Annotated in this window: 15 protein-coding genes and 1 pseudogene; 11 read left to right on the forward strand and 5 right to left on the reverse strand. The window is 64.0% G+C overall.

The window, feature by feature from the left end:
• Window positions 1–393 (reverse strand): GMC family oxidoreductase N-terminal domain-containing protein (locus NKI39_RS24365; RefSeq protein ID WP_352834961.1); only part of this gene is annotated, 393 nt, incomplete at its 3' end.
• Between the two features lie 4 nt (window positions 394–397).
• Window positions 398–1,900 carry an aldehyde dehydrogenase family protein gene (locus tag NKI39_RS24370; RefSeq protein WP_352814195.1) on the reverse strand — a complete coding sequence of 501 codons (1,503 nt, stop codon included), beginning with the start codon at window positions 1,898–1,900 and terminating at the stop codon, window positions 398–400.
• A gap of 209 nt (window positions 1,901–2,109) precedes the next feature.
• On the opposite strand from NKI39_RS24370, the gene NKI39_RS24375 reads away from it, so the two are divergent.
• From NKI39_RS24375 to NKI39_RS24420, 10 genes are all read left to right on the forward strand, one after another.
• Window positions 2,110–3,003: a hypothetical protein gene (locus tag NKI39_RS24375; RefSeq protein WP_352767504.1), complete on the forward strand. Its 894-nt coding sequence runs from the start codon at window positions 2,110–2,112 to the stop codon at window positions 3,001–3,003.
• 41 nt (window positions 3,004–3,044) lie between these two features.
• Window positions 3,045–3,626, forward strand: a complete 582-nt coding sequence (locus tag NKI39_RS24380) for a YceI family protein (protein ID WP_352835037.1) — start codon at window positions 3,045–3,047, stop codon at window positions 3,624–3,626.
• Between the two features lie 175 nt (window positions 3,627–3,801).
• A complete protein-coding gene (locus NKI39_RS24385) occupies window positions 3,802–4,590 on the forward strand; it encodes an SDR family NAD(P)-dependent oxidoreductase (RefSeq protein ID WP_352469653.1) in 789 nt (262 codons plus the stop codon).
• Window positions 4,591–4,603: 13 nt separating this feature from the next.
• Complete coding sequence (locus tag NKI39_RS24390; RefSeq protein WP_352469654.1) at window positions 4,604–5,398, forward strand: MoaF C-terminal domain-containing protein; 795 nt, start codon at window positions 4,604–4,606, stop codon at window positions 5,396–5,398.
• Between the two features lie 17 nt (window positions 5,399–5,415).
• Entirely contained in the window at window positions 5,416–5,805 is a 390-nt protein-coding gene (locus NKI39_RS24395) for a nuclear transport factor 2 family protein (RefSeq protein WP_352469655.1), read from the forward strand.
• A 55-nt stretch (window positions 5,806–5,860) separates the two neighbouring features.
• On the forward strand, window positions 5,861–7,069 hold the full coding sequence (locus NKI39_RS24400) for an amino acid ABC transporter substrate-binding protein (RefSeq protein ID WP_352834965.1): 1,209 nt from the start codon (window positions 5,861–5,863) through the stop codon (window positions 7,067–7,069).
• 140 nt (window positions 7,070–7,209) lie between these two features.
• On the forward strand, window positions 7,210–7,947 hold the full coding sequence (locus NKI39_RS24405; RefSeq protein WP_027027454.1) for an ABC transporter ATP-binding protein: 738 nt from the start codon (window positions 7,210–7,212) through the stop codon (window positions 7,945–7,947).
• A complete protein-coding gene (locus NKI39_RS24410; RefSeq protein ID WP_502893727.1) occupies window positions 7,928–8,656 on the forward strand; it encodes an ABC transporter ATP-binding protein in 729 nt (242 codons plus the stop codon). The genes NKI39_RS24405 and NKI39_RS24410 overlap by 20 nt, the downstream gene beginning before the upstream one ends.
• Complete coding sequence (locus NKI39_RS24415; protein ID WP_352469658.1) at window positions 8,653–9,549, forward strand: branched-chain amino acid ABC transporter permease; 897 nt, start codon at window positions 8,653–8,655, stop codon at window positions 9,547–9,549. Before NKI39_RS24410 ends, NKI39_RS24415 begins: the two co-directional genes overlap by 4 nt.
• A gap of 5 nt (window positions 9,550–9,554) precedes the next feature.
• A complete protein-coding gene (locus NKI39_RS24420; RefSeq protein ID WP_352834968.1) occupies window positions 9,555–10,541 on the forward strand; it encodes a branched-chain amino acid ABC transporter permease in 987 nt (328 codons plus the stop codon).
• Window positions 10,542–10,689: 148 nt separating this feature from the next.
• On the opposite strand, the gene NKI39_RS24425 is transcribed toward NKI39_RS24420, so the two are convergent.
• Both NKI39_RS24425 and NKI39_RS24430 read right to left on the reverse strand, forming a co-directional pair.
• Complete coding sequence (locus tag NKI39_RS24425; RefSeq protein ID WP_352539270.1) at window positions 10,690–11,637, reverse strand: helix-turn-helix domain-containing protein; 948 nt, start codon at window positions 11,635–11,637, stop codon at window positions 10,690–10,692.
• 454 nt (window positions 11,638–12,091) lie between these two features.
• Window positions 12,092–12,991, reverse strand: a complete 900-nt coding sequence (locus NKI39_RS24430; protein WP_352834971.1) for an MBL fold metallo-hydrolase — start codon at window positions 12,989–12,991, stop codon at window positions 12,092–12,094.
• A gap of 503 nt (window positions 12,992–13,494) precedes the next feature.
• Between NKI39_RS24430 and NKI39_RS24435 the strand changes: the two are divergent.
• Window positions 13,495–14,329 (forward strand): annotated as a pseudogene (locus NKI39_RS24435) (LysR family transcriptional regulator).
• Between the two features lie 293 nt (window positions 14,330–14,622).
• Here the strand turns inward: NKI39_RS24435 and NKI39_RS24440 are convergent.
• The gene (locus NKI39_RS24440; RefSeq protein WP_352834973.1) at window positions 14,623–15,369 is read right to left on the reverse strand and encodes an IclR family transcriptional regulator; all 747 of its coding nucleotides are present in this window, start codon (window positions 15,367–15,369) and stop codon (window positions 14,623–14,625) included.
• Window positions 15,370–15,487: the final 118 nt, after the last annotated feature.

Raw genomic sequence — 15,487 nt, forward strand, 5'->3', positions numbered from 1 at the left:
CTCCGCTAAACACGGGGGCTGCGCGGCGGACACGCCGACGTCAACGCAATGCCACGCCATTTTGCAGAACTTGACGCACACAACTTCATAGTCCTGCGGCTGGCCCCTGACATAGAGCATGGCATTGATCGACGACCCGCCGCCCAGCGTGCGGCCCTGCGGCACCGGTAGCCGGCGGCCGCCGACGCTGGGTTCGGGATCGGATTCGTAGATCCAGCTGCGCGCCGTGCCGATCACCTTGGCGAAGGTGGCGGGCATGTCGATGAAGCGCGAATTGTCGGCCGGCCCGGCTTCGACGATCAACACGCGCTGGCCGGTATTGACCAAGCGGTTGGCCAGCGTGCAGCCGGCCGAGCCGGCGCCGGCGATGATGTAGTCGTACGCAGCGTTCATGGCGTCAGGCGTAGCGCATGATGACGGTCTTGGTCTCGAGATAGCCGTCGATCGCCGCGCGGCCGTGTTCGCGGCCGATGCCGGACTGCTTGAAGCCGCCGAAGGGTGCCGCAGGGTCCAGCGTGTTATGCGAATTGACCCACACCGTGCCGGCCTTGAGGCCGTGGACGGCGGTCATCGCCTTGCCCATGTCGCGGGTCCAGATCGAGGCCGACAGGCCATAGCGCGTGTCGTTGGCGATATGGATCGCCTCGTCGAGATCGGCGACCGGCATCGCCGCTACCACCGGACCGAACACCTCCTCACGCGCGATCTCCATGTCGGGCCTGATATTGTGCAGGATGGTCGGCGCGACATAATGGCCCCTGGCCGGTACCGACCGCGCGCCGCTGACGCGTTCGCCGCCGGCCGCCAGGCTGCGCTCGACAAAGCCCTCGACGCTCCTTCGATGCTTGGCCGAGACCAGTGGGTTGATCTGGGCTTCGGCATCGCGGCCGGCGCCCAGTGTCATGCCATCGGCGATCTCGGCCAGCCGCGTCAGCGTGCGGTCATAGATAGACTTTTCGATCAGCAGCCGCGAGGCCGAGGTGCAGACCTGGCCCTGGTTGAAAAACATGCCGAGCCCGGCGACCAGGGGCTCAATGCCCTCTTCCATGTCGGCAAGCAGGATCATCGGCGATTTCGACCCGAGCTCCAGCGTGAAGCGGGCGACATGGTCGACGGCCGCGTGGCCGACGCGTTTTCCCACTTCCGTCGAACCGGTGAAGGTCAATTTGTCGATGCCGGGATGACGGATCAGCGCCTCGCCGGTGACGCTGCCGCTGCCGGTCACGATGTTGATGACGCCGGGCGGGAAGCCTGACGCCTTGATCAGTTCTGCGAGCCTGAGCAGGCCGAGCGGCGTCTCCTGCGGCGGCTTCAACACCACGGTGCAGCCGCAGGCGAGCGCCGGCGCGATCTTCCACATGCCGATCAGCAACGGGAAATTCCACGGCACGATGGCGCCGACGACGCCGACCGGTTCCATTATGGTCATCGCTTGATGCCTGGCGCCAGGCGGCACCGGAATGGACACCTGGAAGGTCGAGCCCTCGATCTTGGTCGCCCACCCGGCATAATAGCGCAGCCAGTCGACGCTGCCGCCGGCGCTAAGCATGCGGGCGACACCTAGCGACTTGCCGTTCTCGATGCTTTCGATCTCGGCCAAGAGATCGGCATCGGCCTCGATGGCGTCGGCGAGCTTCAGCATCAGGTTCTGGCGGTCGACCGGCCGCATTGAGGCCCACGGGCCTTCAAGGGCTGCACGCGCAGCACGCACCGCCTGGTCGACCAGTTCGGGACCGCTCTCGGGCACATGCGCGACGATCTCGCCGGAGGCGGAATCATCGACAGCGAGGCCATTTCCCGCCAAGCCGTCAACAAAGCGTCCATTGATGAAGGGCCGGTGCGGACGCGCCAGGAAAGCGGCGGCAGCAGTGCTGATCGGCGGCACGGTTCTCTCGTTCACGCCATCCTCCTCGATTGCTGGTGAACACGTTGCATCAGGGTTATGGAGCGTGTCGGCTGGCTTCAAGCGGCTGATGGTGCCAGTGCACGCTCAGTCAAAACAAAGTTCCCGCTTGGACAAGACGCCCCGCAGTCGACTGGCCTAGACCAAAGTCGCATCGAGCAGCGTGTTTTGCGCAGGCTTCCCGGTTGTCAAAGAGGTGTCGACGATTGAGTGCGTTGCTGGGCAATCCGATGGTCACCACTGCTGCGCTGCCACTCGCGCTCGGCACGGTGATGGCGCTGTTGGCAAGGGTCGCACTGCCGGGATCAGTGCTTTCTCTGCTGTGGGCCGCTTTGATTTTGTTCTTCTATTGGGACACGCTCGGGCCGCCTGTGGTGCCGCCGGTCGCCGCCAGCCAGAAGCTGATCTATCTCGCCTCTGGCGGCATCGTCGTTGGCCTGTTGCCCGAACGCCTGTTGGGCGCTGCCGTTGCGGGCAAGCTTGTCGCCGCCGCGCTTGCGGTAGCCTTGCTGTGGCTTGGCTGGCGCCGCCTGGCCGGCGGTTCACTCGACCTGCAGATGGTCGCCGCCCTCATCGCCGGCCTGTTGGCGATCGTCGGCGCCGCGATGCTGCTGTCGGCGCGGTCCTCGCCATCGTCGTCCGCCGAAGCGCCGTTCCTGGTGCCGGCGGCGATGCTCGCTTTTTGCCTGGCCGGCGCCATCATCTCGGTGCTTGGCGCCTCGATCGTCACCGGGCAATTGCTGGGATCGCTTGCCGCGCTCGCCGGCGGCTGGTGTCTTGTCCAGTACATCACAGTGCTGCGCGGAGGCTCCGCCGTTGCCTGGAGCAAGGGCACTGAACTGCTGCTTATCTACGCCGCAGCCACCGTGCAGATCCAGGTCGCGCTGCTGGCGCCGAAGGCTAATCCGGTCGCGCTGGTGCTTTCATCCTTGCCGCTGATCGTGGCCATGCTGATGCCCGGTCCGCTGCGGGGCCTTGTTCCCGGCGTCCGGCCGTTGCGGCCGCCGATTGCCGGTCTGCTGATCGCCACACCGGCGATATTGGCCATCCTGACGGCGATCCTATGGGCGCCGCATGGAGCCGCCCTCGGCTTTTCCTGAGCCAAAGAACGACAACCAACAATGGGGAGAGTTACGTGACGATGAGAAAACTGACGGCCGCGTTGGCCTTTGCCTCGGTGTGCGCATTCGCATCGGCAGCACATGCCGACACTTACGAGATCGACGGCCAGCACGCCTGGATCACCTTCACCATAAAGCACGGCATCTACGGCATCGCGCATGGCCAGTTCGATGCGGTGAAGGGCGCCATCGTGATGGACAAGGCCGATCCATCGAAAAGCAGCGTCAAGGCCGAGATCGATGTCGGCTCGGTGCACACCGCCTATGACCAGCGCGACAGCGATTTGAAAGGCCCCGACTTCTTCAACGCCGCCGAATTCCCGGCGATCTCCTTCGAAAGCACCAAGGTAGAGAAGGTCAGCGACAAGACCGGCAAGGTCACCGGCAATCTCACCATCAGCGGTGTGTCCAAAGAGATCACCCTCGACGTGACGCTGATCAACGAGGCGCCGGCGCCGTGGGATGCGACGCTGACCAAGGCGGCGTTCAGCGCCACAGGCAAGGTCAGTACGGCCGACTTCCCGATGGCCAAGGCCGCGGCCGGCTTCGGCCTTGGATCGGATGTCGACATCGTCATGGATTTGGAAGCGGTGAAAAAGTAATCCGGCGAGCGAGTGCCGCGCGCAAGGTCGCGCGGCACTTCATCGGACAGGGCGCAAAGTGCGCACTCAGTCAAAACAAAGTTCTCGCTCGGACAAGACGCAGATTGGCCGGTGCCGCATTATTCCCAGCGAAGATCGGCACATAGCCGGCGCGCTTACCAATCGGGATGGAACAATGCGATTTTCGGGAAAGACGGCTTTCATTACCGGCGGCGGCACCGGGATCGGCGCGGCGGTGGCCAGGCGCATGGCGGCCGACGGCGCCAAGGTGGTCCTGATGGGCCGGCGGCGCGAGCCGCTGGAAGCTGTGACCAAGGATATTGGCGGTCTGGTGGTGCAGGGCGATGCCGCCGATCCGAAGGCGGTGCGTGCGGCGCTTGCCGAAGTGCATGAAAAAATCGGACCGGTCGACATCCTCGTCGCCAATGCCGGCGGCCATGGTGTCGGCCCGACGATTTCGATGAGCGACGAAACCTGGAGCCTGGCGACGCGCACCAATCTCGACACCGCTTTCGTCTGCGCCCGCGAATGCCTGCCGGACCTGATCGCGCGGAAGGGCAACATCGTCGTCGTTGCCTCGATCGCCGGCCTGTTTGCCGGCCCGGACGCCGCCGGCTACGTCACCATGAAGCATGCCTGCATCGGCTTCGGCAAATCGCTGGCGCGCGACTATGGCCGCAAGGGCGTGCGCACCAACATCATCTGCCCGGGTTGGGTCTCGACCGACATGGCCGACGAACAGATGGCGGTGATCGTCGAGAAGCACGGACTTGGCTCGATCGACGATGCCTACCGGCTGGTGACCAGGGACGTCCCGCTCGGCCGGCCGGCGACACCGGAAGAGGTTTCCAACGTCGTCTGCTTCGTCGCTTCGAGCGAGGCGGCCATGATGAACGGTTCGATCCTGACCGTCGATGGCGGCGCCACCGTCGTCGACCTGCCGACATTAGCTTTTGTCGATTGATTGGGAGAGTGCGATGAACGACCAGAACAGGCCGGCGGACTGGAAGCATTTCGACGATTTCGCCGCCGGCATCGCCACCAACCGGCTGGCGACGACATCAGCGTTGCGCGGCCAGACCTTCAAGATCACGCTCGACACGGGGCGCACAATCGACCTTGCCTTCACGTCGCCCGACACGGTGGCGTGGAGCGAGGGCAGCGAGGCCGGCGCGGACTGGTACGAGGCGCTCGAAGTCGCCGCCAACGTGTTCTTCATCAACATGACTTTCGCCGCCCGGCCGACCGAGGATGAGGCCTACATCGTCAACACCAGCACGCGCCGCGTGCTGTCGGTGCGCGAACGGGTGCGTGAAGCAGGCGAAGCGCCCGGCGAGCCGCGCGTCGCGCAGACCTGGTCGGCCGGCGTGCTCGGGGATCCCAGCAACGCGCCGACCGGTATCAAGCCGGCGCCGACCCGGGACCTGATCGGGCTCACCGCGCACTACACATACAGCCCCAACCACGTCTACGAGCACATCTATCTGAGCTCCGAGCGCTATGCCTGGCAGAACCTCGTCGGCATCCAGCGTGGCCATGGCGACGTCGACCTGGCGACCACCTGGAAGTTTGCCGACAACCAATATGTGTTCGGCTTCCGCGAGTTCATCATCCCGGTCGCCTCGCTGTTCTTCTACAATTGGGACGTCATGCGCTCGACCGGGAAATTCCTCGGCGTGACCAGCCTGGGCAAGGTCGAGAACAAGCCGGCCGGCGCTCACATCGAGAAGAAATCCAGAACCGTCTACGACGAAGGCAAGGCGCCGGTCTGACCGCGCGGGAGAACGCGATGAACAAGAACTACGAAGCGATCAAGGCCCATTACGCCGGTTCCGATGCCAAGGACCTATCTGCGATGATGGCGCCAATCACCAGCCGCACCGCCTGGACCGAAATGGCGGGCTTCCCCTATGCCGGCACCTATGTCGGCCCCGACGCCATCATAGCGGGGGTCTTCAAGCGCATCGGCGAGGAGTGGGACGGCTACACGCTGAAGCTCGAAAGACTGGTCGACGGCGGCGCCACCATCGTCGGCATCGGCACCTATTCGGGCACCTACAGGAAGACCGGCAAGCAAATGTCGGCGCGCGTCGTCCATGTCTGGGAGATGGACGACGGTAAAGCCGTGAGTTTCGAGCAGTTCACCGATACCAGGCTGGTCGCGGCAGCGACGGTCTGAGGCATGCGGGCGGGCGCCGATGCGTCCGGCCGATGAAACAACCTGGGAGGATGCAATGGGAAACAATCTGAAGGCAATGCTGGCGGGCCTGGTGCTGTCGACCGCACTTGCGGCCGGCGGCACAGGGGTCGCGAATGCCGCCGGCGACGAGATCGTCATCGGCGCTCCGATCTCCTTGACCGGGCCGCTGGCCGGCGACGGCAAGGAGCAGAAATGGGCCTATGAGCAAGCGGTGGCCGACATCAACAAGGCCGGCGGCATCATGCTCAAGTCGGCCGGCAAGAAGCTGCCGGTGCGCCTCGTCGTCGCCGACGACGAAAGCTCGGAAGGCAAGGTCGCCTCGGCGCTGGAAAACCTCATCAAGGTGCAGAAGGTCGACGCGCTGCTATCGACCCATTCCGGGCCGATGAACATCGCCGGTGCCATCGTCGCCGAGAAATACAAGAAGTTCTACATGATCACGACGGCGTTCCCGTTCGAGTGGCAGCCGTTGAAGCTCAAATACTCGGCCCTCTTCTTCTTCCACCCGGGGCCGGGCGCCGAGGTGCCATTCGAGATCTGGAACAAGCTGCCGGCCAATGAGAAGCCGAAGAACCCGGCACTTGTCACCGAGGATTCGCCCGACGGCAAGGGCTTTGGCGGCGCCTTCGAGGCGGCGGCCAAGAAATATGGCTACACTTTCGCGGTCGATGATCCCTGGGCGATCGGGGCCACCGACTATTCGGCGCTGATCACCAAGCTCAAGGCCGCCAATGTCGACGCCATGCTGGTGTTCGGCTCGCCGGCCGACACGGTGACGCTGCTGCGCCAGATGAAGGAGCTCGGCTTCTCCGTGCCTTATCTGCATGGCTGGAAAGGCACCTGGACGGGCGAGTTCCACGAAGCGCTCGGAGCGGATTCGGACTACATCATGACCGACGGTTTCTGGTCGTCGAGCTATCCCTATCGCGGCGCCAAGGAACTCGGCGATCGCTACGAGGCCGAATTCAACAAGGACTCCGTCACAGTCGGCGCCTTCTACGCTAATGCGCAGGTGCTGGCGCAGGCGATCGAAAAGGCGGGAACCACCGATGCCGCCGCGCTGCATGACGCGGTCTTCAACCAGGAATTCAAGGACACCGTCGTCGGCGATCTCAAATTCGACCAGACCGGCTTTGCGCTGATCCCCAGCGTTGCCACGCAATGGTGGCAAGGCAAGCACCAGCTGATCTTCCCGAATGGCAACTGGACCTACAAGCCGGCGCCGGCCTGGGACAAGCGCTGAGCGGCGAGGGCACGGGCTCCGACGTTGCCGCCTGCCCTTCTCCCCGTCCTACTCGGGGAGAAGGCCGGCAGGGCGATGAGGGCGGCGCTGACCTCGATAGATTGCGCGGATAGCTTCCCCTCGAGAAACGGAAACACACGATGCAGCCTGACGAAACCTTGCTTCGCCTCGAGGCGATCCAGAAGCGGTTCGGCGGGCTTGTCGTGCTCAACAACATCGACATCGCCGTCGGAGCCAATGAGCTGATCGGGCTGATCGGTCCCAACGGCGCCGGCAAGTCGACACTGTTCAACGTAATTACCGCGCTCTACACCCCAACCCAGGGCCGTATCCGCTTCCGTGGCGAGGACATCACCGGCACGGCCCCGCATCGCATCTGCCGGCTCGGCATTGCCCGCACCTTCCAGCTGGTGCGCACGTTCCTGACCATGACGGCCTTCGAGAACATCATGGTAGGTGCCGTCTATGGCTCGGGCGGCCGCGTCAAGCATGCGACGGCAGCCGCCGAGGAGGCACTTGAACTGGTCGGGTTGACCGCCAAGCGCGATGTCCGCACCGCGCATATGACGTTGTCCGACCGGCGGCTGCTGGAGATCGCGCGAGCCGTTGCCTCCAGCCCGGGGCTGCTGTTGCTGGACGAACCGATGGCGGGGCTGAACCCGACCGAGATCCAGCGCACGGTCGATGTCATTCGCCGCGTGCGCACAGACAAGGGGGTCTCGATCCTGTGGGTAGAGCACAAGGTCGATGCCATCATGAAGGTATGCAGCCGGGTGATCGTGCTGGACCATGGCGAGAAGATCGCCGACGGCACGCCGCGCGAGATCGTCGCCAACCGCAAAGTGATAGAGGCCTATCTTGGCGAACCGGCTGCTTGACGTCACCAATCTGGAAGTCGCCTATGGCGACGTCGGAGCGCTGTGGGGCGTGTCGATCCACGTCGACGCCGGCAGCATCGTCGCCATTGTCGGCGCCAACGGCGCGGGCAAGACGACGCTGCTGAAGACCATCTCCGGTCTGCTGAAGCCGAAGCGCGGCGAGATCTTCCTCTCCGGCGCGCCGCTGGCCGGCAAGGCGCCGGAGGAGATCGCGGCGATGGGCATCGCGCATGTACCGGAAGGGCGCGGCCTGTTCCGGCAGATGACCGTGCTGGAAAACCTCGAGCTCGGCGCCTTCCAACCCAAGGTGCGGAAGCGCTTCAAGCAGTCGCTGGAGAAAGCCTACACGCTGTTTCCGCGGCTAAAGGAGCGGGCAGGGCAGAAGGCCGGTTCGCTCTCCGGCGGCGAGCAGCAGATGCTGGCGATCGCGCGCGCCACCATGTCGGACCCGTCGCTGCTCATCCTCGATGAGCCGTCGCTGGGGCTCAGCCCGATCGTGGTGCAGCAGATGTTCGCGCTGATCGAGACCTTGCACAAGCAGGGCGTCACCATCCTCCTGGTCGAGCAGAACATCCATCAGGCACTGAAGGTCGCCGACTATGCCTTCGTGCTGAAAACCGGCGAGCTTGCCATGCAAGGCACTGGTGCCGAGCTCATCGCCGATCCCGAAATCCAGAAGGCCTATATGGGCGTCTTGGAGGTGCAATGATGCAGAACATTCCGCCTCCCGAAATCCTGCTGCAGCTGTCGCTCAACGGCGCGCTGGGCGGCGCCATGTACGGCGTTGCGGCGGTGGGCCTCAGCCTCATCTTCGGCACCATGCGGCTGATCTTTCTGGCGCAGGGCGCGATGATCATCCTGTCCGCCTATTTCGTACGGGCGCTGTTCTACGGCGTCGGCATCGACCCTTTCGCGTCGCTGCTGATCGTCGTGCCCGTCGGGCTCGTCGTCGGCTGGCTGGTCTACCAAGGCCTGTTTCGCCGCGCGGCGGCAGCGGAGGACCGCAACATCTCACTCTTGATCGCGGTCGGTCTGATGTTCCTGATCCAGAACCTGATGACGGTTATCTGGGGCGGCAACACCGCGGCCATCGTCACCTCCTACACGGCGAGCGGCATCGAGATTTTGGGCGTGCGCACCTCCTTCACCCGCTCGATGGGCTTCGTGATTGCGCTCGCCGGTACCGGCCTGGTGGTGCTATTCCTGCGCAAGACATTGGTTGGTAAGGCGGTGCGCGCGGCCTCCGAGGACATGGAGGCGGCGACGCTGATGGGCATCAGCCCGCACCGCGTCAACGCCGTCGCCTTCGCGATCGGCATCGGACTCGCCGGAGCGGCCGGCGTCGCGGTGGCGACGACTTTCCCGTTCAACCCGTTCGCCGGCTTCATCTTCAGCCTCAAGGCGCTGGTGGCGCTGGCGCTGGGCGGGATCGGCAATGTCGCGGGCGCACTTGCCGGCGGCATCATCCTCGGCCTGATCGAAGCCTATGTGCAGTATTTCATCTCGGGCGGCTGGACCAACGCTATCGCCTACGGCGTGTTCCTGGCGGTGCTGATGTTCAAGCCGGAAGGCCTGTTCAGCCGGCCCTACAAGAAGGCTTGAGCGTCATGATGATGAAAGCCTTGCCGGAACAATTCTGGATTGGGATCGCAATTGCCGTGGTCGCTGCCCTCGCGCTGGTGCCGCTCCTGCCCGGCGCGATCGATTCTTACGCCTTCTCGTTCCTGTTCTTCGTTTTCATCTACGCCACTATGGCGCAAGGCTGGAACCTCGTTGCCGGCTTCGGCGGCCAGATCAGCCTCGGCAACCATGCCTTCTTCGGGCTCGGCGCCTACACCACCGCCATTCTGTGGAGCGGCAATTATCTCTGGGGCACGTTCTATGACGCCTATCCGCGGATCTACTATTTCGACCCGGTGACGATGATGCTGGGCGGGCTGGTCGCGGCCGTCGCCGCCATCATCATCGGCCTGCCGCTGCTGTCAAAGCTGCGCGGCGACTATTTCGCGCTCGGCACGCTCGGCTTCGGCGAGATCATCAAGGTGATGTTCATCAATGGCGGTGATTTCACCGGCGGCGCCTTCGGCGTCGTGGCGCCCGCCGGCACCTTCGATACGCTCTTGCCGCACTATCTGGTCGGGCTCGGCCTGATGGTGGGCACGGCGCTTGCCATCCGCTTGCTGATGCGCTCGCGCTACGGCCTGGCGCTGATCGCCGTGCGCGACGACGAGATGGCGGCTTCGGCCAACGGCATCGATACGCTGAGGATCAAGGTCGCCGCCTTTGCTGGCAGCGCCTTCATCGCCGGCGTCGCCGGCAGCCTCTATACCTACTACATCTTCCATGTCGGCCCGGACTCCGTCTTCGACCTCGACTGGATGCTTTTGCCGCTGATGATGACGGTGGTCGGCGGCACCGGCACCCTGCTCGGCCCGATCCTCGGCGCCTTCGTCATGTACGCGGTGTTCGACCTGGCGCGCATCGTGGTGCCGGATTACCACCCGGTGATTTCGGGGCTGACCATCATCTTGGCGATGCTGTTCTTGCCGAAGGGGCTGATGCGGAGTTTTGCGGGCAGGGCGCGGACGGCTTGAGGTCTGGGTACAGCCCTGTTGAAGCGTCAGCGCTGCAAGTCGGGAGTGAGAGCCCTCGAAAAATTATGGAAGGTGAGGATACAATGTGCCTCATACGGGCGCAAAACAATTTGCTGTATCCGATAAAGGTACGGCTAACAGCACCTTCCTAATGCACCACCATACGCACTCGCTCCCGCAAATCTCTCGGCGCCACGTCATACTTGCTTCTGAACGCCCGCGAAAAATGTGCGCTCGAATTGAACCCGCAGGCAAACGCGATTTCCGAGATGGAGGCTGAGGCGCGGGCGGGCGACAGCAGCTCCTGCTTGCTGCGCTCCAGCCGCCTATCCCACACGAACCGCTCCAGTGTGGTGCCTTCGCCTTCGAAGGCGCGGTGCAGATAGCGGCGGGAGCAGCCCATGTGGCGGGCTATGTCCTCGGCCGACAGGTTTGAGCGCGCCAGGTTGGCGTCGATATAGGCGACGATGCGTTCGCGCAGCGCTTCCAGCGGCGAGCGGCGGAAGTCCGGCGCCGTCGGCTTTGCCTGGATCAGTCCGTTGACGAGTTGTATCAAGCTTTCTCCGACACGGCGGCAGCCGGCCTCGTCGAGCTTGTGAGCGGTGCCGATCGCCATCTGCATCAGACCGGAAACGATATGGGTGAGGCTGTCGTCGTTGCCGGGCAACGGCACCGGCGCCGAGAGCCGCGCCAGCGTCCCGTCGCCGAAGGTCGAGCGCGGCACCTGCAGGATGAGCTGGTCAACATCCGACAGGTTTTGCAGCGAATAGCTGCGCATTGGATCATAGATGATCGCAGCGCGTGGGCCGAGATCGACCGCGACCTCCTGCTGCTCGAAGCGGCTGTGACCGCTGAGCTGCATCAGGATCTTGATCGCGTCGGGATCGAAGCTGCGCCAGAAGGTACGGTCGCTGACGACCAGATGCGACTTGGCCTTGATCTCGGAAAGCCGGCAGGAGCCGAGATGCACGGAAACGAGCTTCGGCAGCGACGGCGCCTCGCCGCGTGAGAAACGCTGGGTGATCGGGCCGAACAGCATCCGCGACGCAGATAGGAAAGCCTCGCCGTCGGCGACGCTCACGTGGTGGGCGATCATAGTCTCCTCCACATTCTCGTTGTTCCCGTCTTGTCGCGGGATTGTGACGCAGCGGCAGCGCCACGTCATCCTTAACATGATAAGCATCTTTGCCGCAACGGCGGAGGTGCTTCACGCCGCGCCGGACGAAGTCGGCCGGCATCCTGGTGTCCGCGTTACTGAAGGGCCCCATGCCGCTGCCGTGCGGAAAGGCCCGATCTTGCGGTCGAGCCGTTTCAAAGGCCGGTACCCGGTCGCCGTCGGCGAGATAGCCGTGCACGTCGGCGCGATAGCCGGTCCGCTCGGTGGCCAAGCACTGGAAGACACATTCATCAGGGCGTCCATGCCGGCACAGGGAAGGCGTTCCGCCTCGGTCTATTCGACTTCGGACGCGCGAGCACGGCGAGCAGATCGCCGCCGTTCTCCTCGGAGGACCTTCATAGGTCCTCCGGATCAGATCGAATTGGCGCTCATCTCAGCCCCACTTCATCTCGCCCTTCGCGACCTTCGAGCCGATGTCGAGGGCGACGCCCATGCCGAGGCCTGGGAAGCGGGCCTCCATCGCGCTCTTCAGCGCCGCGGCGTCCGCGGCCTTGGCGAGTTCCTGCTCGAAGGCCAGAAGATAGGTCTTGGTGTATTCGACAGCGGAGATGTCGACCGGCGACTCAGGCGTCATGTGCCCCGGCACGACGACGGTCGGCTTGCGCGCTGCGATCTTGTCGAGATTGGCAATCCAGGCCGCGCGTGATTCCCTGGTCGGGGTGTCGGCGGTCCAAACATGAACGCCGGCGAAGACCAGGACGCCGCCAAACACCGCGTTCAGCGAGGGCGCCCAGAGATAGCGGCGATTAGCGAGGCCCTCGGCGGCGACGAACTCCACCGTCTCACCATCCACAGTCAGTGACGGACCGTCAAACGCATCGGGCAGGACGATGTCGGCCAGCGTCTGCGGACCGTTCTCCTTCAGTTGGGGTCCCCATACATCGAGCTTCTTCTTGACCGACGCCTTGATCGCGGCAACCGTGTCCGAGGCGGCGACGACCTTGGCCTCGGGGAATGCCTCACGCACCGGCTTCAGGCCGAAATAGTAGTCCGGGTCCGACTGGCTGACATAGATCGTGGTCAGTTTCTTGCCGCTGGCCTTGATCTCTCCGGCCAGCGCGCGGCCGTCCGGATAGGTGAAGCCGCCGTCGATCAGCAGCGCCTCGGTGGCACCGGAAAGCAGGACGGGGGCGCGGAAAAAACCGTTTGGGCCGGCCGGGAAATGCTTCCAGGCAAGTCCGGTTCCAGCCGCACGGCCGATATCGTCAGGGGCGAAGACGGCAGCGGCGCTGATGGCAAATGTGGTTTTCATGACTTGTCTCCTCGTAAGCATGTGGGTGTCCTCTCGGATTGGATGGCGCTGAAGAAATCGGGCTGCGCGCGATATTGAGATCGAGTCGGCCGGGTCCAGCCGCCGGATAAATTCAGGAAGCTCAGATAGGGCCGAGTGATCGTGGTGTGGACGATACCGTTCTCGCAGTCCCCGACATGGACCCACGGTCGTACCGGCAACCTCGGTCCAGACCATGAACATCCCTGGCCGAACTTCCAGCGCCCGGTCGCGGACGGCCTTTACCTTGGCGAATTTGACCGCCTCCGCGGGGGCAAGCGCATGAAGGCACCTCGGTATCGAACTGCAGATGGAAGGCGAGGTCGCCGAAGCGAGCCTCGTAGACGTGGCCCATTGCGGGAAAAGCCTCGATCGTCACTCTGCTTTTCCTCCTGCGCGGACCCGGTTGCCCGACGCACAGAAGGATGGACCGTTTCGATTGGACGATAAATATCGATGAATTGGATTCAATGTGAGGTATAAGCGCACAATCGGAGCAGGCGAGCATGGAAGCAATCAACCTCAACAGACTGGCGTACTTCGCGGCCGTGGTGGACATGGGCTCGTTCACTCGCGCGGCCGATCGGCTAGGCGGTCGAGCCGACCGAGGCAGGCCGGCAGCTTCACGCGCGATGCGTGATGATCCTGAGCGAGGCAGAAGAGGCCTTCGCCGAACTTGCCCAGACCAATGCTCAGCCGTTGGGCGTACTGCGGATCACCGCGTCCAACGATTACGGCGCGATCACCGTCGCGCCACTGGCAGCCGAGTTCTGTCGAATCTATCCGGCATGCCGGGTCGATCTCATCCTCTCGGACGCCAGGATGGATCTGGTCGCCAACCAGATCGACCTTTCGATTCGCGTAGGTTGGCTTACCGACTCCAGCCTGCAGGCGCGCCGGATCAGCTCATTCCGGCAATTTCTGGTCGCCGCGCCCGACATAGCCGGAGACTTGTCCCCGAGCGAGCCCGAGGAACTGTCCGGCCTCCCCTTTGTCGCGAATGTCGCGCTGAAGGAGCCGCTGGTGTGGCGGTTTACCCGGGGGGATCATGAACTGCGGACAGTCCGCATGAAGCCCGGCATGACGATCAACAGCACCCCGGCCGTGCTGGAGGCAACCCTAGCGGGCGCCGGTATGTCGATCCTTCCCGATTTTCTTGTCGGCGATCATATGGCGGCTGGCCGGCTGGTGCCGATTCTGCCTGCCTGGACGCTGCCTACCGGCGGCATCCACGCCGTGTATCCGGCCGGCCGATTCCGCCCGCCCAAGGTTGCACGGTTCGTCGAGATGCTTTCTCAGAACGGCAGGCAGCGGCCTCGAAACCTCTTCCGCAACGGCTGATGTCTGCTCGCGGGCGTCGTCTCGCCACCGTGTACAGCGAAGTCGCCCCGAGTTCCTCTTTCGAGAAAGTCCGTCCAACGCCCTGAGCGTGTTCCGACCAGCCGGTCGAACCGATCGGAAACTGATCTTTGGGCAGCAGAAATCTGACCGCCGGCTATATGAGCCGCTCGCGGCATTGCGCGAGCGTCTTCGCTCTGCGGATATCCGGGCGGAGGGCAGCCGCTCGTTCCGCCCGATTTTGCGAGATTATGGCGCAAGGGCATGCCCGATGCATCCGTCGCGGAGATGCAAGGCTAAGGTTCGCCGGTGAGACGCGCCGTGATCAACCGTGCTGCCTTGATTGCTGCCCTGCCCTGTGTGGCTGCGGTCGCGTCGTCGACGCGTGAGACGGGCGAAGCCACCGCCAAGGTGCCGATCGGCTGGCCGTCAGCGCCGAGGATCGCCGCGGCGATGCTGTGCACGCCTTCCTCATAGCCCTGTGCGCTGCGAGAGTAACCGCGCGTGGCGGCAAGCCGTATCGCCTCCACAACCTTGTCCGGCCGCGTCACCGTATGCCGGGTGAACACCTGCAGCGGCTTTTTGAAATAGGCGCCGACCACATCCGGGCTTGAAGCGGCCAGGAAGGCGACGCCGGACGCTGTGCCGTGCAGCGGCAGCACCTGGCCAACATCGACATTGACGCGGTTGGCCTTGGTGGAAAGCTCAACATGGACGGTCAGCAGCGCCCCGGCGCTGAATTCCGACAGATGCACGGTCTCGCCGGTTTCGAGCGAAAGCTCTCGCGCCACAGGCGCCGCGACGCGGACGAAGGGGAAATGTGCGTCGCGAATGCGGGCCAGCCGCGACAGGCCGGCGCCCAGCCGGTAGCGGCGACCCTTCGGCTCCTGCTCGATCAGCCGGTGGTTGGAAAGCGCTAGCAGCAGGCGCCTTGCGGTGGCTTTGTCGAGACCGGCCTTGCGGGCGAGGTCGGAGAGGCCGATCTCCGGTTCACCCACCGTGAACAGCTCCAGCAGCGAAACCGCCTTGCCGACTGTGCTCATTATCGATTCTCCGAGATACTTCGCGTGTGAATTAACTTGACAGCAGCCGACCCGCCTTGCAGTCTATAACATACAAAATGCTGGTTCAAATAGTGAACCAGATTGGAACGCGCGCGCC

It is taken from the genome of Mesorhizobium sp. M0664 (assembly GCF_040320565.1).
In the GTDB taxonomy this organism is placed as follows: Bacteria; Pseudomonadota; Alphaproteobacteria; order Rhizobiales; family Rhizobiaceae; genus Mesorhizobium.